Raw genomic sequence first — 19155 nt, forward strand, 5'->3', positions numbered from 1 at the left:
AGCGCAAAGGGGCAGTCTAGCCACGAAGACGGCGACTGTCGAGGGGCCCCTGGAAGGACCACATCAGTGCTCACCGACAGAGTGACCCTGCGCAAGCCCACAGTCAAGATGCCACGCACCGATCACTCCAGTGGCGGACAGCAGGTCCAGCCGCCCCGACCCCCTTGACCAGTGATTATGGCCAACCGGTCAGACAGCGGGCCGCCGAGGAGGTGGGCACGGCGGGGTGACCAGGTGACGCGAACAGCCCGTCGAGAGTGTGTCCAAGCTCACAGTCAGATGGGCTCGCGAAGATCGCGAAAGTGGGTATGCCCAGTCTCTCGAGCACCGCCAGCAGCGCCTCGTCGACCAGGGTCACCGCCCTGCCCGCCCCGGACGCTGGGCGCACGTGCAGTACCGCACCGTAATGGGCTGCCGCGCCGACCGTCGGCCCCTCCAGCCAGCCCCTGATGCGTGGGTCACAGCGCTCGCCCCGCAGCGACAGCCCCGCCTGGTACCAGGCCAGCGCCCCGATGGGCGAGCCGCCGACCACCAGCACGTCCCCTGCTGCCGCCGTGCGGCGCGCGTCACGCTCCTTCGTGCACGCGTCGAGCACGCTGTCCACCGCCGTCGACCAGTCCGCCCTGCGCAACCGGTCGAGCTCGGGCTCCGCTGGGCCCGCCCTGCCCACTCGCACCGGGTTGCGACCGTGGGCCCGCAGGCGCTGGGTCAGCTCGTGTGTCGTTGTGCTGTGGTCTGCTGGGCTGGCCGCGAGGACCACGACGGTCTTCGTGAGCGAGATGTCGGTCATGGTGTCAGTCTGCGCTGGAATTCGGTGGATCGACCCCGTGCCGAACACCAATCTTTTGCTGGACTGCGAATGTGCCTGCGAGCTGCGGAATCGGAGATCAAATAGCGAAGAAGTTCGGGAATTGGTCTCGGTTCTCCTGGGGGTGGGGCGGAATTGTCGGTGTGCGGGGCTAGCTTCGGGTGGAAAGGAGCTGTGCGGGGGTCGAGGAAACCGGGGGCTGTGATGGCGAGCAAGGCCGAACGTGACGAGGTGCGTGGGTGGATGCTGGAGCTGGGGTGCTCGATCGAGCGGATCGCCGTGGAGATGGCCCAGCGGTTCGGGGCTCGGCCCCGGCTCGCCTGGCGCTATGCGCTGGGCTGGACCCAGGTACAGCTCGCGCACCGGTACAACCGGGCCAATCCCGGTGCTTCGGTCAGCAGTGAACGGGTCTGCGAGTGCGAGAACTGGCCGTCCTCGCGCAGCAGGCCCTCCGCGCAGTACCTGATGGGGCTCGCCCGGGCCTACGGCAACGGGTGCAGCCCCACGAAACTGGCCGATCTCGCCGACCTGCAGCGGATGCCCGAGCAGGACCGGCAGCTGCTGATGACCGGGCCGCTGCCGCCGGGTCCCCGGCGCGACCGGTTCCCGTTCGGTCAGCCCCTCGACGCGCCGAGCCCGGTGAACTCGCCCAGCGTGTCCACCACCGCGCGCAGCCAGCAGGCCCGGTCGTACCGGCGGCGCTGGTCCGCGGGCGCGTCCTCGGGCAGCGGGGCGGACAGCGCCTCGGGCACCCAGGTGGCCAGGTAGGCGATGCGCAGGCTGAGCAGCACCCTGGTCCAGGCCCGGAGGCGGTGCGGGTCGTCCGGCAGCCGGACCACCCCGCCCTCGGTAGGCAGGTTGCGCCAGGCATCGGCCACCGCGGAGCGCAGCCCGCCGATCAGCTCCGGCTCCCACCACAGGCGGACCTCGGTCGGCTCGCTCTCCGCCACGTGCAGCCGCAGCACCGCCTGCAGCGGCGGGTGGTCCGTCGGCTCGGTCGGCAGCGCGATGCCCAGCACCTCGCCCAGCGGGTAGTCGGTCGTGTACTGGCTCAGCCGCCAGTCCAGCAGCGCGTGGAACTCGGCCAACCTGCTGCGCAGCCACGCGACGCGCTCGGGCTCGAGAGTGCCGACCACGACGCCGTCATCCCGATGCCACTTGATCACGGACTCGACCTCCCCTGCCACCCGAACGGTTGATCAATATTTACCAGCTCACGCAGGGTGCGGGTGACCAAGGCGGCACTAGTCGTGACCGCGTCGCGCGTACTGGTGGCATTTGCGAACACCGAGGCGTCACCGGAGCCACACCGTGACGGCCGAATGCAGGAGCCCACCCGTGCGAGCTACCCGGTCCACCGGCCGACACCGGCCAGGATCTCGTCGTGGGCCACGTCCGGCCCGAGCTCCTCCGGGGCCTCCGGCCGCCACAGGGCCGTCGGCACAATGCCCGGCTCGACCAGTTCGAAATCCGCGAACAGTTCCGCGAACTGCGCCCTCGAACGCGGGTGGATGGGATTGGCGCTGTGCCTCATCACCTCGACCATGGACGCCATCTCCGCCGGTTTGCTGTCCGCGGTGAAGTGCGACATCGCCAGGTAGCTGCCCGGCGCGAGCACCTCCCGGTACCGCCGGACGAAACCGGCCGCGTCCGCTTCGAGCGGCACGAAGTGGAACACGCCGACCATCAGCAGCCCGATCGGCCTGCTGAAGTCCAGCAGCTGCCTGGTCGGCTCCGCGTGCAGGATCGACTCCGGCTCGGTGAGGTCCGCCTTGATCACCGTGGCGTTCGGGTTGTCCTCCAGGATCAACTGGCTGTGCGCCACCGCCACCGGCTCGTTGTCCACGTAGACCACCCGCGCCGCCGGATCCACGTGCTGCGCGACCTCGTGCACGTTGCCCGCGGTCGGGATGCCCGAGCCGATGTCCAGGAACTGGCGGACACCCGCCTCCAGCAGGAACAGCACCGCCCTGCGCAGGAACGCCCGGTTCAACCTGGCCACGTCGCGGGAACCGGGCAGGGCCGCCATGAACCTCGCGGCCAGCGCACGATCGGCCTCGAAGTTGTAGCTGCCGTCGAGCAGGTAGTCGTAGAGCCTCGCCGCGCTGGGTGTGTCGACGTCCACGTCCTCGGGCACCCAGTTCAACGGATCGGTCACCGCGCACCTCACTGCGTCTGGAGCAGGACTCCGGCCACGATGATCACGATACTGCGGTCAGCGTGGCGTCAGATCACTGATCTTCCACTTACCGTCGAGGCGCTGGGCGTTCACCGTGTAAACCAACCCGATCGTGGTGGTCTGGTTGTTGTCCGCCCTGGTGGTGGTCTGGTTCAGGAACACGAGCAGGATGGCGTTGTCGCCCGCCAGCATGCGCACCGCGGACTTGGCCACCTGCCCGGTCACCACCGCCTTCTGCGCCGGCGCCTGCGCCTTGACCTGGGTGAACAGCTGGTTGAACTCGCCCTGGAACTTGCCGGTGGTCACCGCCTGACCGGCCTTCTGCGCCGCGTCCAGGTCGGTGTACTTGTACGAGGACACCGTCTCCATGGCCCGGCTGACCTGGGCCGTCACCTCACTGGTCGCCCCCGTGTCCACCAGCGCGTGGTTGGCCCCTGGACCGTCCTCGGTGAGCTGGCGGGTCTGCACCAGGAACCAGGTGCCCACGCCCACCAGCAGCAGGAAGACCACTGCCAGCACCACCGGCAGCACCAGGTTCGGCATGGCCTTCGCGGCGGGCTCGGCGGCCTGCTCCTCCTGCTGCTCGGCCGCTGCCGCCGCGGGCTCGTCCCCCGCCGGCTCGGATTCCGCCTCGCTCACGTCCAGGCTCGACGGCTCGACCAGGAAGTCCGCCGCGGGCGCCTGCTCGGGCTCGGTCGGTGCCTCGTCCTCGGCGACCGGCTCGGGCTCCGGCCGGGTGCTCGCCGGGACCTCGAAGCCCGGGTACCGGACCGTGGACGGCGGGCTGACCTGGGTGTCCTCTGGCGACTCAGCGCGCTGCTCCCCCGGCTCCGGCGCACCGGAGCGGTTGCGGGTACCGGCGACCCTGGGGCGGCGCGTCGCCGGCTGCGCGGGGTGACGGCGGGGAGGTGGCACTGACGGTCCTTCCGTGGCGGGTGGCCTGGGTCGCTACTGGGTGGGGGCGCCCAGCGCGATGCGGGCGGCCTGGCTGAGCTTCCAACCGGAGTCGGTGCGGGTCAGCGCGCTCTGCATGGGCACCCGCGAGCTCACCGGCTGCCCCTGGCTGGGCGTGGTGACGAACTCCAGCATCGCCACCACCGTCGCCTGCCCCGCGCGGTTGTCCAGGTCGCTGACCGCGGCGTCGAGCACCTTCACCGTCAGGCTGGCCTTGCCGTCCTGGATCTGCTTCTTCCAGCTGTCCTTGTTCTGCTTGAGCGTGTCCGCGAGCGCACCGGTCGCCTGGTCCACCATCTGGTTGAAGGACTTCTCCGGGTCCTTGTAGTCCAGCGAGTAGAAGTTGACCATCTCCTGCTGGCCGATGCGCAACACGTCGTCCCGTGCGCTGGCGAAGGTCAGGTTGTCGTCGTTGGTGGCCGAGAACCACTGCCAGCCGGTCACCGCGGCGAACACGAACGCCACCACGACCGCGACGGCCAGGCCCACCACGAGCGGGCTGCGCGATCGCCGCGTCGACTCGGTCTGCTGGTCTTCCATGCCGCTCCAGAATGTCGCAATGGGTTCAGGTGTGCTCAGCCGGGCAGGCCGAGCAGCTGCGGCAGCCCCGCGGGCCCGAGGCCACCACCGGCCAGGCCCGGCACCAGTGCGGCGAGGCCGCCCTGCTGGGAGGACTGCCCGTTCGCCGGGTACTGGCCCGCGCTGACGACCGGGGTCGCAGGCTTGCCACCGTAGGGGGCGTTCTGCGAGCCGCGCACGTTGACCGGGCTGCCGGTCGGCTCCGCGCAGTACGCCGAGGTGTTCAGCGGCTGCGGGCCCGTCGCGTCACCGGGGCGCTTCTGGGTGCCCTCGTAGCCCTTGGTGCACGGCGGCGGGTCGAAGATGTTCAGCGCGAGCCCGAAGTGCGCCACCCCGTCGCCGGGCACCACGGTGAAGCCACCGGAGGCCAGCTCGGGGTAGGTGACCAGCACCTGTTCCAGCCCGTCCTTGCGGGGCAACATGATCATCGACGTGGTGAGCAGGTTCGCCACCACGTTGCCCAGGTTCACCCCGTTGTCCCGCAGCACCCCGTCCACCTGGTTGGCGGCCTGCGGGGCGTTGGCGATCAGCGAGCGGATGTCCCCGTCGGAGGCGCGCAGCTGCCCGGCCAGCTGGCGCAGGCTGCCGCTGAACGAGGTGATCGCGTTCGAGGTGTCGACCTGGCCCTGTAGCACCGTCCTGCCGTCGGCCAGCAGCGTCTTCGTCTGCGGCAGGTACTGCTGCGCCGACTTGGTGAAACTGCTCGTCGTGTCCAGCAGCACCTGGAGGTTCGGGCCCGCGCCCTGGAAAGCCGAGTCCAGCTCGTTCACCACGGTGCGCAGCGAGTCGGTGGGCACCGAGGCGGCCAGCGCGTCCAGGTTGGTGAGCAGGCCCTGCACCGAGGGCGGGGTCTTCGTCCTCGCCTGCGGGATCACCGCGCCCGGCGCCAGGTACGGGCCGCCGTCCTTGCTGGGCCTCAGGTCCACGAACTGCTCACCGACCGCGGACCGGTCCGCGACGACCGCCTCCGCGCTGACCGGGATCTGCGTGTCGTTGGAGTCGATGTCCAGCTCCGCCTTGACCCCGTCCTTGGTCAACGTGAGCGGGCCGACCCGGCCGATCGTCCAGCCCCGGTAGGCCACCTCGGCGCCGGTGAAGATGCCGCCGGAGTCGGCCAGCTGCACGGTCACCGCGTAGCCGCGCGGGCCGAACAGCCGGTCCACCCCGGCGTAGCGGAAGCCCGCGTAGCTGACGCCCACCAGCGCGATGAGCACGAAGCCGACGATCTGCAGCTGCACCCTGCGGGTCAGCATCAGTGCCCACCCCCCAGCAGTCCGCTGAGCAGTCCGCCCAGCCCGTTGGTGTTCGACCCGCCCGACTGCGGGGTCACCGGCAGGTTCGGCAGCGGCAACGGGGTCACCGGCTGCCCGCCGACCGTGCCCCCGGTCAGCCCGGACAGGCCGGGCAGGTTCGGGATGGCGTTCTGCCGGGACCGGCCCAGGTTCTCCAGCACGTCGCCCAGGTTCAGGTCCAGGTTGGCGTACAGGTTGGTGTAGTCGCCCTTCACCCCCGCGACCGCGGCGTCCGGGAACGGGTAGGTCAGCAGGATCTCCAGCGACTTGGGCAGCGCCTGCCCCGCGGCGGCCAGCTTGGTCAGCGTGGGTTGCAGGTCCTTCAGGTCGGCGATCAGGTCGTCCTTGCTCTTGTTGACCGTGTCCACCGCGACCCCGGACAGCGTGCTCAGCGACTGGAGCATCGTCACCAGCTGGTCGCGCTGCTGGGTCAGCACCGCGAGGCCGGGCCCGAGGTTGTCGATAGCGCCCGCGATCTGGTCCCGCTGGCTGTTGAGCGTGCCGGAGAGCCGGTTGAGCCCGTCCAGCGCGCGGGTGATGTCGCCCCGGTGCGCGTCCAGGTTGCTCACCAGCGAGTTGACGTTGGTCAGCAGCGAGCGGATCTGCGGCTCGTTGCCGGACAGCGCGTTGTTCAGCTCCTTGGTGATGTCCTGGATCTGCCCGACGCCCCCGCCGTTGAGCAGCAGGGACAGCGCGCCGAACACCTCCTCCACCTCGGGGTTGCGGTTGGTGCGGTCCAGCGGGATCGTCGCGCCGTTGGCCAGCGCGCCGGTGCCGTTGTTCGGCGCGACCAGCTCCACGTACTTCTCGCCGAGCAGGCTGGACTGGCGCAGCTGGGCGCTCGCGTTCGCGGGCAGCTTCACGTCCCCGTTGACCGCGACGGTCACCTCGGCGGTCCAGCCGTCCTTGGCCAGCCCGATCTCGGTGACCTTGCCGACCGCCACGTCGTTGACCTTCACCCCGGCCTGCGGCACCAGGTCGAGCACGTCCTTGAACTCCACGTGCACCTGGTACGGGTGGCTGCCCAGGTCGGCACCACCGGGCAGCGGCAGGTTGTAGACCCCGCCGAACTCGCCGACCCCGCAGCCGCCCACGGCGGTCAGCGCGAGCACCGAGGCGATGGCGACTCCCACGCGGCGCTTCACTTGGCGCTCCCCAACATCTGGCCGAGCAGCGGCACCGGCAGTGGCGGCACCTTGCCCTGCTGCATGGAGGTGAGGATCTGTTGGAACGAGGGCAGCGGCAGCACGCCGGTGAGCACCGGGGCGAGCTGCCCACAGGCGTCGGAGAGCACCGGCGGCAGGTTCTTCGGCGTCACCTGGCGCACCAGGTTGCAGACCATCACGATCGGCGGCTGGCTCAGCTCGTTCAGGTCGGCCCTGGCGTCCAGCGTGCCCGAGGCCGCGTTGTAGGCGTTGGCCACGTTGCCGATGCCGGTCGGCGCCACGTCCAGGATCTCGGCCAGCGCGGCCCGCTGGTCCACCAGCACCTTGGTGACCCCGGTGAGCTTGTCCACATTGGACTTGAGCACGTCCCGGTTGTCCTTGATGAACGACTGCACCTGGCCCAGTGCACCGGACAGCTCGCGCAGCGCGTCACCGAGGTCGGCGCGCTGCCCGGCCAGGTTGCCCGACACCTGGGCGAGCTGGGTGTTGAAGCTGCGCACCTGCTGGTCGCTGTTGGCCAGGGTGGTCACGAACTTCTGCAGGTTGTCCACGGTGGCGAACAGGTCGTCCTTGGACCCGGACAGGGTCTTCGTGGCCTCACCCAGCTGCTTGATCGTGTCGCCGAGGTTCTGCCCGTTGCCCTTGAGGTTGGCCGCCGCCGTGTTCAGCAGGTCCGACAGCGCGCCGTTCTTGTTCGCGCCGTTGGGGCCCAGCGTGGTGGTGAGCTTGTTCAGGCTGTCGTACAACTGGTCCAGCTCGACGGGCGTGGCGGTGCGTTCACGCGGGATCGTCGCGTTGTCGGCCAGCTTCGGACCGCTGGTGTAGGCCGGGGTCAGCTGCACGTACCGGTCGCTGACCACGCTGGGCGCGACCACCACGGCCTGCGCGTTGGCGGGCACCGAGACCGAGCGGTCCAGGGACAGCTCCACCTTCACGGTGGTGCCCTGCGGGGTCACCGAGTCGATGCTGCCCACCCGCACGCCGAGCACCCGCACGTCCGAGCCGGGGTACACGCCGACCGCAGCGGAGAAGTAGGCGGTGACCTTGGTGCTGGTGGCCGCGGAGAACAGCCACCAGGCGGCGGTGGCCACGACCAGCGCGAGCACGCAGGACAGGGCCACGGCACGCGCGAGGCTGAGTCGCGCTCGGGTTGCTGTCACGGCGAGCACCCCTCGGGGTTGATCGGGCCGACCGAGGGCGGCAGCAGCCCGCAGAGGTACATGTCGAACCACCGGCCGCTGCCCAGCGTGTTGGTGAAGACCCGGTAGAACGGGGCGAGCTTGGCCAGGCCCTGCTCCAGGTTGTCCTGGTTGGCCTGCAACACGGTGCTGACCCGGTCCAGCTGTTGCAGCGCGGGCTTGAGCTGGCTCGCGTTGTCGGCGACCAGGCCCTGCAACTGCTGGGACAGCGCCTTGGTTCCCTTGAGCAGGGCGGTGATCGCGTTCTTCCGGTTGTTGATCTCACCGAGCAGCAGGTTGCCGTCCGAGAGCAGGGTCTGGAACTGCGCGTCCCGGTCGGACAGGGTCTTGGTGATCTGGCTGGTGTTGCCCAGCAGCTTGGCCAGCTGCTGGTCCCTGGTGGAGATCGTCTTGGACAGGGAGGACAGCCCGGTCAGCGCCGACTTCACGTCCTGCGGGGTGTTGCTGAAGGTGTTGGACAGCACGGTGAAGCTCTGCGCGAGCTGGTTGGTGTCCACCTGGCCCACCGTGGTCGCCAGCCCGTTGAACGCCTCGTTGACGTCGTAGGGCGAGAGCGTGCGGTTGCGCGGGATCTCCGTGCCGGGGTTGAGCGCGGTGTTGCCCTGCGGGTCCAGCGCCAGGTACTTCTGCCCGAGCAAGGTCTTGATCTTGATCGCGGCGGTGGTCTGGTCGCCGACCCAGGTGCCGTCCACCCGGAACTCGATCCTCACGTGGTCCCCGTCCAGGGCCACCGTGCGGACCTTGCCCACCTTCACCCCGGCGATGCGCACCTCGTCGCTGGGCTTGAGCCCGGCGGCCTCGGTGAAGTCGGCGGCGTAGGTGGTGCCGCCGCCGACGATCGGCAGGTCGTCGGAGAAGAAGGTGGCCAGCAGGGTCAGCGCGATCACGGTCAGGCCGACGGCCCCGATGGTGATCGGATTGCGTTCGCGGAATGGCTTCATGCCTTGCACCTCTGCTGGGTCACCGGCAGCACGGGCAGGGTCACCGGCGGGATCACCGGGGGCACCGCGATCGTGCCGCTGGCCTTGCACAGGAACACGTTGAAGAACGAGCCGTAGCTGCCGGTGCGGCCGATGGCCTCCACCTTGCCCGGCAGGAACTTCAGGAAGTGGTCGAGCAGTTCGGAGCTGTCGCCCAGGTTCTTGGACAGCGCGCCGAGCCCGGCGATGTCCTCCTTGAGCGGCTGGCGGCCCTGGTCGAGCAGGCCCGCGGTGCTGGTGGCCAGGTCGCCCAGCGCGCTGATCGAGTCACCGATCGGCTTGCGGTCCGCCGCGAAGCCGGAGACCAGCTGCTGCAACTGCACGACCAACGTGGACAGCTGGTCGCCCCGGGAGTTCACGGTGTCCAGCACCGAGTTCAGGTTGTCGATCACCTGGCCGATCACCTGGTCCTTGCCGGCGATCGTGGTGGTCAGCGAGGCGGTGTGCGCGAGCAGGCTGTCGATCGTGCCGCCCTCGCCCTGCAACACCTGGATGATCTCGTACGACAGCTTGTTCACGTCGTCCGGGGACAGCGCCTGGAACAGCGGCTTGAAGCCGTTGAACAGCACCGTCAGGTCCAGCGCGGGCTTGGTGCGGTCCAGCGGGATGGTGCCGCCGACGGGCAGCACCGCGTTGGCGTCCCCACCGGCGGCGCCCTGCTCCAGGGACACGTAGCGCTGGCCGACCAGGTTGCGGTACTTGATCGTGGCGGTCACCGAGGCGGGCAGCTTCTTGCCGCCGTCAACGGAGAAGCTGACCTCGGCCAGCCTGCGGTCCACCACGCTGATCTTGTCCACCTGGCCGACCCGAACACCGGCGATGCGCACGTCGTCACCGGGGTTGAGCGAGGTGACGTCGGTGAAGCGGGCGGTGTAGTCGTTGGCCGAGCGCAGGTCCACGTTGGCGATGGTGAGCGCCAGCAGGCTGGTGGCCAGCACGGTCACCAGCATGAAGGCGAGCAGCTTGGTGAGGGGTCCGACGATCGACCTCACTTGAGCGTCACCTCCGAACCCCGGTACAGCGGGCCGAGCAGCAGGCCGCTGGCCCCGGGCACGTCAGCGGGGGCCACGGCCAGCTGCGGGCCGACGAGTGCGGCGAGCAGGGCCAACTCCGCGGGCGAGTTGGGCATGCCCACCGAGGCGGACTGCGGGCTGGTGGTGATCACGTTCGTGGCCGTCTCCGCGGGGATGATGCCGTCGTTGACGCTGCGCGAGCCGGGCGGCGGCTTGGAGCCGTCCTTGATCGGGCCGTCCGGTGGGTACTGCGGGAACGGCACGGGGCTCGGGTTCAGCTTGTAGCAGCGGGGACCGCGCTTGTCCTCGTAGCGCGGCTCGTCCTGGTTGGGGATGTACTTGCCCCGGTTCGCGGTGATCTCGATGGTCACGTGCAGACCGGGTTCGGTGCTGCCCTGGCCGAAGGCCTGGCTGATGCGCGGCACGAAGTCGGCCAGCTCCTGGAGCAGGCACGGGTACTCCGGCGCGTACTTGGCCAGCACGTCCAGGGTGGGCTTGCTGGTGGACACCAGCTGGATCAGGTTGTTCTTGTTGGCGTTGAGGAAACCCGTCAGGTCCTGGCTGGCCGTGGTCACGCTGGCGTAGAGCGCCTGGAGGTTGTTGCGCTGGTCCACGATCGTCTTGCTGGTGACGGTCAGGTCCGAGAGCGCGTTGATCAGGTCCGGCGCCGCCTTGCTGTAGGTGTCCGAGACCGTGGCCAGCTTCTGCAGGTCGGCGGTCAGGTTCGGCAGCTGCGGGTTGATCTGCCCCAGGTAGGAGTTGAGCTGCACCAGGGTCTGGCCGAGCTGGGTGCCCCGGCCGGACAGGGCCTGGGACATCGCGGTCAGCGTGGTGGACAGCTTCTCCGGCTGCACGGCCTGCAACACCGGCATCAGGTCGGACAGCACCCGCTCCAGCTCCAGAGCCGAGCTGGACCGGTCCTGGCCGATCACGTCCCCGGCCACCAGGTGCTGGTCCCCGGGCTGCTCGGGCAGCACCAGGTTGACGTAACGCTCGCCGAACAGGGTCTTGGGCAGCAGCTGGGCGCTGACGTTGGCCGGGATCATGTCGATCTTGTCCGGCTGCAGGTCCAACTCCAGCTGCGCACCGTCCCCTGTGGACGAGATCTTGCCGACCTCGCCGACGATCAGGCCGCGCACCTTCACATCCGACTGCAACAGCAGCTGGTTGCCGATGTGGTCGGTGCGTAGCAGGACCTTCACGGTCCGGGTGAAGGTGCCCGCGTAGATGGAGATCGTCAGCCAGAACACCAGCGCGATCACCAGCACGAAGGCCACGCCCATCAGGCGCCGACGCACCACCTTGCCCGCGCTCATCCCGCGATCCTGACGGTCGTCGTGGTGCCCCAGATCGCCAGGCTCAGCAACAGGTCCAGCACGGCGGTGGTGACGATGGCGGTACGCACCGCGCGGCCGACGGCCACACCGACACCCGCCGGGCCTCCGCTGGCGCGGTAGCCGTAGTAGCAGTGCACGAGGATGATCACCACGCTGAAGACCAGGACCTTGCCGAAGGACCAGAGCACGTCCACCGGTGGCAGGAACAGGTTGAAGTAGTGGTCGTAGGTGCCCGCGGACTGCCCGTAGAACTGCACCGTGATCGTTCTGGCCGCCACGTACGAGGTGAGCAGGCCGATCACGTACAGCGGGATGACCGCGATGAAGCCCGCGATGATCCTGGTGGTGACCAGGAAGGGCAGGCTGGGCACGCCCATGACCTCGAGGGCGTCGATCTCCTCGGAGATCCGCATGGCGCCCAGCTGCGCGGTGAAACCGGAGCCGACCGTCGCGGACAGCGCCAGCCCGGCCACGAGCGGGGCGATCTCGCGGGTGTTGAAGTAGGCGGAGACGAAGCCCGCGAAGGCCGAGGTGCCGATCTGGTTGAGCGCGGCGAAGCCCTGGAGACCGACCACGGTGCCGGTGAACACCGACAGGCCGACCATCACGCCGATGGTGCCGCCGATCACCGCGAGCGCGCCACTGCCGAAGCTGACCTCGGCGAGCAGGCGCAGCATCTCCCGCACGTACCGGCGCAGTGTCCTCGGGGTCCAGGCCAGCGCCCGCAGGTAGAACGAGAGCTGGTCGCCGAAGCCGTCCAGTGTCTGAAGTGGACGGTCGACCACGCGCTTGAGGGATGCCACCGGACTCACATCCCCTTCGCCGGGACGAGTTGCAGGTACAGCGTCGTGAGCACGAAGTTCACGAAGAACAGCAGCAGGAAGGTGATCACCACGGACTGGTTCACCGCGTCACCGACCCCCTTGGGGCCGCTGCCGGGGTTCAGCCCGCGGTAGGCGGCCACGATGCCAGCCAGGAAGCCGAAGATGACCGCCTTGATCTCGCTGATCCACAGGTCGGGCAGCTGGGCCAGCGCGGAGAAGCTGGCCAGGTAGGCGCCCGGGGTGCCGCCCTGCAGGATGACGTTGAAGAAGTAGCCGCCCAGCACACCGACCACGCTGACCATGCCGTTGAGCAGCAGGCTGATCAACATCGAGGCCAGCACGCGCGGCACCACGAGGCGCTGGATCGGGGAGACGCCCAGCACCTCCATGGCGTCGATCTCGTCGCGGATCTTGCGCGAGCCCAGGTCGGCGCAGATCGCCGAGCCACCGGCCCCCGCGATGAGCAGAGCGGTCACGATCGGGCTGGCCTGCTGGATGATCGCCAGCACACTGGCGGCACCGGTGAAGGACTGCGCGCCGATCTGCCGGGTCAGCGAGCCCAGTTGCAGTGCGATGACCGCGCCGAACGGGATGGACACCAGCGCGGTCGGCAGGATCGTGACGCTGGCGATGAACCAGCACTGCTGGATGAACTCGCGCACCTGGAAGGGCCTGCGGAACACCGCACGGGTGGTGTCCAGACCCAGTGCGAACAGCTTCCCGGTCTCCCGCAGGGCTCCCGCCCCGGGGAAGGTGGCCGGCTTGACGGTCACTGGCTACCTCCGCGGCGCAGCCAGCTCCTGCGGGAGCGCTGCGCGGTGGGCTGCTGCGGCGGCTCGTCCACGATGGAGCCCTGCTTGGGCTGCCACTGGGTCTCCGGCAACTCGGCCGCCCTCGGGTACGGGGTGGGCAGCTGCGCGGTCGAGGTGCTCACGGCGGGCTCGCGCACCGCGTGCGCCCCGGCACCGGCGAACACCCCGTAGTGCACCTGCTCCTCACGGGTCAGGCTGGCGATGATCGCGTCCTGGGCGCTGGACGGCAGGGTGTGCAGGATCTGCATGACCCGGTCCTTGCGCCGCTCGACGGCCTTGCGGATCGGCAGGCCCTCGGTGGGCTCGATCTGCGGCACGATGCCGGTGCCGCCACCGCCCTTGGGGCCGCCCAGGGGGCCGCCGCCACCGTTGGCCTTGAGCGCGGCGAGCTCGGCGGCGGCCTGGCCCGCGTCCTTCTCCTCGCTCATGCCGATCGGCCCTTCGCGCCGTCCCATCAGGAACTGCTCGACGACCGGTTCGGTGGAGGTCAGCAGCACCTCGCGCGGCCCGAACATGACCAGTTCGCGGCGGAACAGCATGCCGATGTTGTCCGGCACGGTGCGCGCGGTGCCGATGTCGTGAGTGACGATCAGGAACGTGGCGTCGATCTGCGCGTTGAGGTCGACGATGAGCTGGTTCAGGTAGGCGACGCGGACCGGGTCCAGGCCGGAGTCCGGCTCGTCGAACAGGATGATCTCCGGGTCCAGCACCAGTGCGCGGGCCAGACCGGCGCGCTTGCGCATACCGCCGGAGATCTCGCCGGGCAGCTTCTTCTCGGCCCCGATGAGGCCGACCATCTCCATCTTCTCCAGCACGATGCGGCGGATCTCCGCCTCGCCCTTGCGGGTGTGCTCGCGCAGCGGGAAGGCGATGTTGTCGAACAGGTTCATCGACCCGAACAGCGCGCCGTCCTGGAACAGCACTCCGAACAGCTTGCGCACGTCGTACAACTTGTGTTCGGAGCACCGGCAGATGTCGGTCCCGCTGATGACGATCTTGCCGTACTCCGGCTTGAGCAGACCGACCAGCGACTTGAGGAACACCGACTTGCCCGTGCCCGAAGGGCCGAGCAGAACGCTGATCTCCCCTGGCGGCAGGGTGAGCGTGACGTCCCGCCAGATGGTCTGCTTGCCGAAGGACTTGCTGAGGCCCTCCACGACCACCTCGACGCCCATCGCACCTCCTCGACGAACCGGAACGGTCTGGGTGCGGATTGTCACACCCGCAGCGCCGCGACGCCGCGCAAGGGCGGCGTCACTGAAGTGCAACGAACACGCCGGGCAGAGGTTACTGGCCAGTTTCGTCCAAACGGGAGGCGTTGCTCAGCTGTTATCCACCTCTCAGCTCAGTCAATCCAGCCAAACGGGACGCGAACCCGACAAATCCGGCCACCCGAACGGGCGAGTGGCCACACAGCAAAAGCCCCCTGCCCGCGCAACGCGGACAGGGGGCTTCGTGGGGCGCTGGGCCCCTGAGATCACTTGAGGGTGATCTTGGCGCCAGCGGCCTCGAGCTTCTCCTTGGCGGCCTCGGCGGCCTCCTTGGCGACCTTCTCCAGGACCGGCTTCGGAGCGGACTCGACCAGCTCCTTGGCCTCCTTCAGGCCCAGGCCGGAGACGACCTCGCGGACGACCTTGATGACCTGGATCTTCTTGTCGCCAGCGGACTCCAGGACGACGTCGAACTCGTCCTGCTCCTCGGCGGCCTCAGCGGCGGCCGGGGCGCCACCGACGGCGGCGACGGCGACGGGAGCAGCGGCGGTGACCTCGAAGGTCTCCTCGAACTGCTTCACGAACGCGGACAGCTCCAGGAGGGTCATCTCCTTGAAAGCGTCGAGCAGCTCTTCGGTGCTGAGCTTAGCCATGATGGCGTTCCTTCCTGTACTTCACAACGGGCCGCCATGCTGGCGGGAATGGCTTGGGGTGGTTCAGCTCTCGGCCGGAGCCTCGGCCGGGGCGTCCGCGGCCTTCTTCTCCTGCAGCGCGGCGGCCAGCCTGGCGACCTGCGAGGCCGGAGCCTGGAACAGGCCGGCAGCCTTGGCCAGGTTGCCCTTCATCGCACCGGCCAGCTTGGCCAGCAGGACCTCGCGCGAGTCGAGGTCGGCGATCTGGGTGACCTCGTCCACGGACAGCGCGCGGCCGTCCATGTAGCCGCCCTTGATGACAAGGGCCTTGTTGTCCTTCGCGAAGTCGCGCAGCGCCTTGGCCGCGTCCACCGGCTCACCCTCGACGAAGGTGATGGCGGTCGGACCGACCAGCAGGCTCTCCAGACCCTGCACACCAGCGTCCTCGGCGGCACGCTTGACCAGGGTGTTCTTCGCAACGGTGTACGTGGCGCCCTTGCCGAGAGCACGCCGCAGCGTGGTGAGCTGCGCCATGGACAGACCGCGGTACTCAGTGACAACCGCAGCCGAGCTGGACTTGAACTTCTCCGAGATCTCAGCAACGGCCGTAACCTTGCCGGGCTTCGCCATGGTCGCCTCCTCTCTGCTTGGTAGCGGGGAGACCGCCAGGAAGCGAAGGAGGGCAACGAAAAACGCCCCGGCGCATTCGGCACGGGGCGTCACAGTCACGATCGCGACCACCAGGGTCACGCGGTACTTGCCTCGTCCTCCTGCGCGGGCCGCCCGCTCGTTGCGGGACCTTCGTCCGGACACCTGCTGGAGGCGACCGGAAACCAGCGGTCTTCGGTAGAACTGGCACGAGTCTAGCAAGCACTGCAGGTCAACACCAAAACGGCGGAGCCGATAGCCTGACGCACGTGGCGAAGCAACGGCGAGCACTGGTGCCGACCGGCATGCTGATCCTGGCCGTGCTCGGCGGGGTCAACTACTTCTTCGCGCCCGCCGACTCGACCGCCGTACCCGGCGGCACCGGCAGCGGCGGCTCGGCGGGCGGTGTCCAGCAGAACCCGATCCGTCCGCGTTCCCCGCAGGAGACGGTGCGCGCGGTCTACCACTACATCGCGGCCCACAACCCGTCGCTGGCCTGCGCGATGTTTCTGCCCGACGGGCAGTTGCCCTTCGCGAGCGATCTGCACGGGGCCAACTGCCAGGACGCCGCGGCCAAGGTCACCAACACCGCTGGCTACGACACCGCGGTCGTGCCCGAGGCCGCGGTCACCACGAGCGGCGCAACCTCCACTGTGGACTCGTGCCAGATGACCATCGCCGGGGGCCAGCGCCTGGGCGTGTTCACGCTGACCAAACAGCCGGACCTGAGCTGGGCCATCACCGGGCACGCGCCGAGCAACCCACCCGACTGCCTGACCGGCTGAGCCCGCACACGGCGAAGGGGCGCATCCCGGGTGGGATGCGCCCCTTCGGCGAGTCGGTTCCGCCTGATCAGGCGTTGGCCTCGTCGCCGAGCAGGTTGCGGGTACGGTTCGGGTCCACCGGGATGCCGGGGCCCATGGTGGTGGAGAAGGTGACCTTCTTCAGGTACCGGCCCTTGGCCGCGGACGGCTTGGCACGCAGGACCTCGTCCAGCGCCGCGGCGTAGTTCTCGACCAGCTTGTTGGTGTCGAAGGAGGCCTTGCCGATCACCAGGTGCAGGTTGGCCTGCTTGTCCACGCGGAAGTTGATCTTACCGCCCTTGATGTCCGAGACGGCCTTGGTGACCGCGGGGGTCACGGTGCCGGTCTTCGGGTTCGGCATCAGGCCACGCGGGCCCAGGATGCGGGCGATGCGACCGACCTTGGCCATCTGGTCGGGGGTGGCGATGGCGGCGTCGAAGTCGAGCCAGCCACCCTGGATGCGCTCGATCAGGTCGTCGCTGCCGACCGCGTCGGCGCCGGCGGCCTCGGCCTCGGCGGCCTTGTCACCGGTGGCGAACACGATCACTCGGGCGGTCTTGCCGGTGCCGTGCGGCAGGTTGACGGTGCCGCGGACCATCTGGTCGGCCTTGCGGGGGTCGACACCAAGACGGATCGCGACCTCGACAGTGGCGTCCAGCTTGACCTTGGAGGTCTCCTTGGCGAGCCCGGCGGCCTCCAGCGGCGTGTACAGCCGCTCGCGGTCCACCAGCTCGGCGGCCTGACGGTAGGCCTTGCTGCGCTTCATGACTATCTGTCCCTAACTTCCTGGATCAGGTGTGGTACCGAGCCAGCGCTGGCTCTCCCACGGAAAAAGAGTTCTGGGTCAGCCTTCGACGGTGATGCCCATGGAGCGGGCGGTACCGGCGATGATCTTGGCGGCCTGGTCGATGTCGTTCGCGTTCAGGTCGACCATCTTGGACTGCGCGATCTCGCGGACCTGGTCCATGGTGACCTTGGCGACCTTGGTCTTGTGCGGCTCGCCGCTGCCCTTCTCCACACCGGCGGCCTTGAGCAGCAGCTTCGCGGCCGGCGGGGTCTTGAGCTTGAAGTCGAACGAGCGGTCTTCGAACACGGAGATCTCGACCGGCACCACGGTGCCACGCTGCGACTCGGTCGCGGCGTTGTAGGCCTTGCAGAACTCCATGATGTTGACGCCGTGCTGGCCCAGTGCCGGGCCGACGGGCGGCGCCGGGTTGGCCATACCGGCCTTGATCTGCAGCTTGATGATCGCTGCGAGCTTCTTCTTCTTGGGTGGCATTTCGCGTGTCCTGTGTTGTGTGTGGTTCCGCGCGGAGGCCCTGCCCGCCGCCCGCGTGGCTGCGCGGCTCCCTTGCGGGAACCGGTCAGATCTTGGAGACCTGGGTGAACGAGAGCTCGACCGGGGTCTCCCGGCCGAAGATCGACACCAGCACCTTCAGCTTCTGGCCGTCCGCGTTGACCTCGCTGATCGTGGCCGGCAGCGTGGCGAACGGACCGTCCATGACGGTGACCGACTCGCCGACCTCGAAGTCGACCTCGACGGTCGGCTTGGCTGCGGCGGTCGCGGTCTTCTTGCCGCCCTCGGCCTGCTTGGACGCGTCCTGCTCGACCTGCGGCAGCAGGAACTTGAGCACCTCGTCCAGGGTCAGCGGGGAGGGCTTGGAGGTGGCGCCGACGAAACCGGTCACGCCGGGGGTATTGCGAACCGCACCCCAGGAGCCGTCGTTGAGCTCCATCCGGACCAGGATGTAGCCCGGCAGCACCTTGCGCTGGACCTGCTTGCGCTGGCCGTTCTTGATCTCGGTGACTTCCTCGGTGGGCACCTCGACCTGGAAGATGAAGTCCTCCATGTCCAGGGTCTGGATGCGCGTCTCGAGGTTGGTCTTGACCTTGTTCTCGTAGCCGGCGTACGAGTGCACGACGTACCAGTCGCCGGGGGCGTTACGCAGAGCGGCGCGCATCTCCTCGGCCGGGTCGAGCTCCACGGCCTCAGCCGGAGCGGCCTGCTCGGCCTGCTCCTCGGCGGCGGGCTCCTCCTCGGCGAGAGCCTCGTCGGCCTCGTCCTCGTCGGTGATCTCCGCCACGGTGTCCTCGGCCGCCTCGTCGACCAGCTCGGCAGATTCGGTCTCCGCGATCTGCTCGTCGGTCGGCGCGGTCAGCTCCTCGGCGGCGACGCCGTTCTCGGAGGTCACAGCTAGGTCTCGCTTCCTCTCGTGCATCACGTGTCCCGGTCGCACGCGCCGGCGACCCGCCCCCTGCCTGCCGGTTACTTCCCGAACAGCCAGGAGATGCCCGCGACGAACAGGAAGTCCAGTCCGTAGACCAGAGCCACCATCACCGCGACGAACACCAGCACGACGATCGTGTAGGTCACCAGCATCTTGCGCGTGGGCCAGATGACCTTGCGCAGCTCGGAGACGACCTCGCGGAGGAAGCGGAGCAGCCGCTTGAACACGTTGGGCCGCTTCTGCTTGCGGTCCCGTGCCGGGGTCGGCCTGCCCTTCTTGCCCTCCGCGACCGCACCCTCGTCCTCGGTGGTGGCGGTCGCCTTCGGCTTCGCAGCCTTCGCGTCGGCGCTGGCCGCACCAGTCTGGCCGCTGCCCGACTTCGGCGCGACCTGACGGGCGGAGGCGCGACGCTCGCGCCGCGCCGCGGCGGTGACCGGACGAGCCGCGCCGTCGCGCTCCTCGGCCTGCTCGCGGTCCTCGCTCACGCCAT

At 69.0% G+C, this 19155-nt stretch carries 21 protein-coding genes; 1 reads left to right on the forward strand and 20 read right to left on the reverse strand.

Translation table 11 applies throughout. From position 1 onward, the window contains the following. Positions 1–175 precede the first annotated feature (175 nt). The 16 genes from KALB_RS40480 to rplJ all read right to left on the reverse strand — a co-directional run bounded on the left by KALB_RS40480 (position 176) and on the right by rplJ (position 15616). Positions 176–790, reverse strand: a complete 615-nt coding sequence (locus tag KALB_RS40480) for a hypothetical protein (RefSeq protein ID WP_025361393.1) — start codon at positions 788–790, stop codon at positions 176–178. Between the two features lie 632 nt (positions 791–1422). Next, on the reverse strand, positions 1423–1974 hold the full coding sequence (locus KALB_RS40485; RefSeq protein ID WP_158510895.1) for a DUF2017 family protein: 552 nt from the start codon (positions 1972–1974) through the stop codon (positions 1423–1425). Between the two features lie 179 nt (positions 1975–2153). Then, the gene (locus KALB_RS40490; RefSeq protein ID WP_025361395.1) at positions 2154–2966 is read right to left on the reverse strand and encodes an SAM-dependent methyltransferase; all 813 of its coding nucleotides are present in this window, start codon (positions 2964–2966) and stop codon (positions 2154–2156) included. A gap of 57 nt (positions 2967–3023) precedes the next feature. After that, positions 3024–3902, reverse strand: coding sequence for a hypothetical protein (locus tag KALB_RS40495; protein ID WP_025361396.1), 879 nt, complete (start codon positions 3900–3902; stop codon positions 3024–3026). A 33-nt stretch (positions 3903–3935) separates the two neighbouring features. Further along, positions 3936–4481: an Rv1363c family protein gene (locus tag KALB_RS40500; RefSeq protein WP_025361397.1), complete on the reverse strand. Its 546-nt coding sequence runs from the start codon at positions 4479–4481 to the stop codon at positions 3936–3938. A gap of 35 nt (positions 4482–4516) precedes the next feature. Then, positions 4517–5773, reverse strand: coding sequence for an MCE family protein (locus tag KALB_RS40505; protein WP_025361398.1), 1257 nt, complete (start codon positions 5771–5773; stop codon positions 4517–4519). Beyond that, the gene (locus tag KALB_RS40510) at positions 5773–6957 is read right to left on the reverse strand and encodes an MCE family protein (RefSeq protein WP_025361399.1); all 1185 of its coding nucleotides are present in this window, start codon (positions 6955–6957) and stop codon (positions 5773–5775) included. Before KALB_RS40510 ends, KALB_RS40505 begins: the two co-directional genes overlap by 1 nt. Beyond that, positions 6954–8138, reverse strand: coding sequence for an MCE family protein (locus KALB_RS40515; protein ID WP_025361400.1), 1185 nt, complete (start codon positions 8136–8138; stop codon positions 6954–6956). Before KALB_RS40515 ends, KALB_RS40510 begins: the two co-directional genes overlap by 4 nt. After that, positions 8135–9118, reverse strand: a complete 984-nt coding sequence (locus KALB_RS40520; protein ID WP_025361401.1) for an MCE family protein — start codon at positions 9116–9118, stop codon at positions 8135–8137. The genes KALB_RS40515 and KALB_RS40520 overlap by 4 nt, the downstream gene beginning before the upstream one ends. After that, entirely contained in the window at positions 9115–10149 is a 1035-nt protein-coding gene (locus KALB_RS40525) for an MCE family protein (RefSeq protein ID WP_025361402.1), read from the reverse strand. Before KALB_RS40525 ends, KALB_RS40520 begins: the two co-directional genes overlap by 4 nt. Beyond that, positions 10146–11486, reverse strand: coding sequence for an MCE family protein (locus KALB_RS40530; protein WP_025361403.1), 1341 nt, complete (start codon positions 11484–11486; stop codon positions 10146–10148). Before KALB_RS40530 ends, KALB_RS40525 begins: the two co-directional genes overlap by 4 nt. Beyond that, complete coding sequence (locus KALB_RS40535; protein ID WP_025361404.1) at positions 11483–12310, reverse strand: MlaE family ABC transporter permease; 828 nt, start codon at positions 12308–12310, stop codon at positions 11483–11485. Before KALB_RS40535 ends, KALB_RS40530 begins: the two co-directional genes overlap by 4 nt. A 5-nt stretch (positions 12311–12315) precedes the next feature. Further along, positions 12316–13104, reverse strand: a complete 789-nt coding sequence (locus KALB_RS40540) for an MlaE family ABC transporter permease (RefSeq protein WP_025361405.1) — start codon at positions 13102–13104, stop codon at positions 12316–12318. Then, positions 13101–14318, reverse strand: coding sequence for an ABC transporter ATP-binding protein (locus tag KALB_RS40545; RefSeq protein ID WP_025361406.1), 1218 nt, complete (start codon positions 14316–14318; stop codon positions 13101–13103). The genes KALB_RS40540 and KALB_RS40545 overlap by 4 nt, the downstream gene beginning before the upstream one ends. Positions 14319–14620: 302 nt before the next feature. Then, positions 14621–15007 (reverse strand): 50S ribosomal protein L7/L12, encoded by a 387-nt coding sequence (gene rplL / locus KALB_RS40550; RefSeq protein ID WP_025361407.1) that lies wholly within the window; start codon positions 15005–15007, stop codon positions 14621–14623. Positions 15008–15070: 63 nt separating this feature from the next. Beyond that, on the reverse strand, positions 15071–15616 hold the full coding sequence (gene rplJ, locus KALB_RS40555; protein ID WP_025361408.1) for a 50S ribosomal protein L10: 546 nt from the start codon (positions 15614–15616) through the stop codon (positions 15071–15073). 287 nt (positions 15617–15903) lie between these two features. Between rplJ and KALB_RS40560 the strand changes: the two genes are divergently transcribed. Beyond that, a complete protein-coding gene (locus KALB_RS40560) occupies positions 15904–16419 on the forward strand; it encodes a hypothetical protein (protein ID WP_025361409.1) in 516 nt (171 codons plus the stop codon). 67 nt (positions 16420–16486) lie between these two features. Here KALB_RS40560 and rplA read toward each other — a convergent pair whose 3' ends face one another. From rplA to secE, 4 genes are all read right to left on the reverse strand, one after another. Next, on the reverse strand, positions 16487–17203 hold the full coding sequence (gene rplA, locus KALB_RS40565; RefSeq protein WP_025361410.1) for a 50S ribosomal protein L1: 717 nt from the start codon (positions 17201–17203) through the stop codon (positions 16487–16489). Between the two features lie 78 nt (positions 17204–17281). Next, positions 17282–17716: a 50S ribosomal protein L11 gene (gene rplK / locus KALB_RS40570; protein ID WP_025361411.1), complete on the reverse strand. Its 435-nt coding sequence runs from the start codon at positions 17714–17716 to the stop codon at positions 17282–17284. 85 nt (positions 17717–17801) lie between these two features. Then, entirely contained in the window at positions 17802–18629 is an 828-nt protein-coding gene (gene nusG, locus KALB_RS40575) for a transcription termination/antitermination protein NusG (protein ID WP_025361412.1), read from the reverse strand. 74 nt (positions 18630–18703) lie between these two features. Continuing rightward, a complete protein-coding gene (gene secE / locus KALB_RS40580; RefSeq protein WP_025361413.1) occupies positions 18704–19150 on the reverse strand; it encodes a preprotein translocase subunit SecE in 447 nt (148 codons plus the stop codon). Positions 19151–19155 lie beyond the last annotated feature (5 nt).

The organism is Kutzneria viridogrisea DSM 43870, assembly GCF_000525635.1.
Taxonomy (GTDB): domain Bacteria; phylum Actinomycetota; class Actinomycetes; order Mycobacteriales; family Pseudonocardiaceae; genus Kutzneria; species Kutzneria viridogrisea.

What these genes read in the sequence shown, in the direction of transcription:
- rplA (WP_025361410.1), bottom strand. Translation starts at nt 17,203, where the DNA reads ATGAAGCGCAGCAAGGCCTACCGTCAGGCCGCCGAGCTGGTGGACCGC.
- KALB_RS40545 (WP_025361406.1), bottom strand. Translation starts at nt 14,318, where the DNA reads ATGGGCGTCGAGGTGGTCGTGGAGGGCCTCAGCAAGTCCTTCGGCAAG.
- rplK (WP_025361411.1), bottom strand. Translation starts at nt 17,716, where the DNA reads ATGCCACCCAAGAAGAAGAAGCTCGCAGCGATCATCAAGCTGCAGATC.
- KALB_RS40500 (WP_025361397.1), bottom strand. Translation starts at nt 4,481, where the DNA reads ATGGAAGACCAGCAGACCGAGTCGACGCGGCGATCGCGCAGCCCGCTC.
- rplL (WP_025361407.1), bottom strand. Translation starts at nt 15,007, where the DNA reads ATGGCTAAGCTCAGCACCGAAGAGCTGCTCGACGCTTTCAAGGAGATG.
- KALB_RS40530 (WP_025361403.1), bottom strand. Translation starts at nt 11,486, where the DNA reads ATGAGCGCGGGCAAGGTGGTGCGTCGGCGCCTGATGGGCGTGGCCTTC.
- rplJ (WP_025361408.1), bottom strand. Translation starts at nt 15,616, where the DNA reads ATGGCGAAGCCCGGCAAGGTTACGGCCGTTGCTGAGATCTCGGAGAAG.
- KALB_RS40480 (WP_025361393.1), bottom strand. Translation starts at nt 790, where the DNA reads ATGACCGACATCTCGCTCACGAAGACCGTCGTGGTCCTCGCGGCCAGC.
- KALB_RS40520 (WP_025361401.1), bottom strand. Translation starts at nt 9,118, where the DNA reads ATGAAGCCATTCCGCGAACGCAATCCGATCACCATCGGGGCCGTCGGC.
- KALB_RS40505 (WP_025361398.1), bottom strand. Translation starts at nt 5,773, where the DNA reads ATGCTGACCCGCAGGGTGCAGCTGCAGATCGTCGGCTTCGTGCTCATC.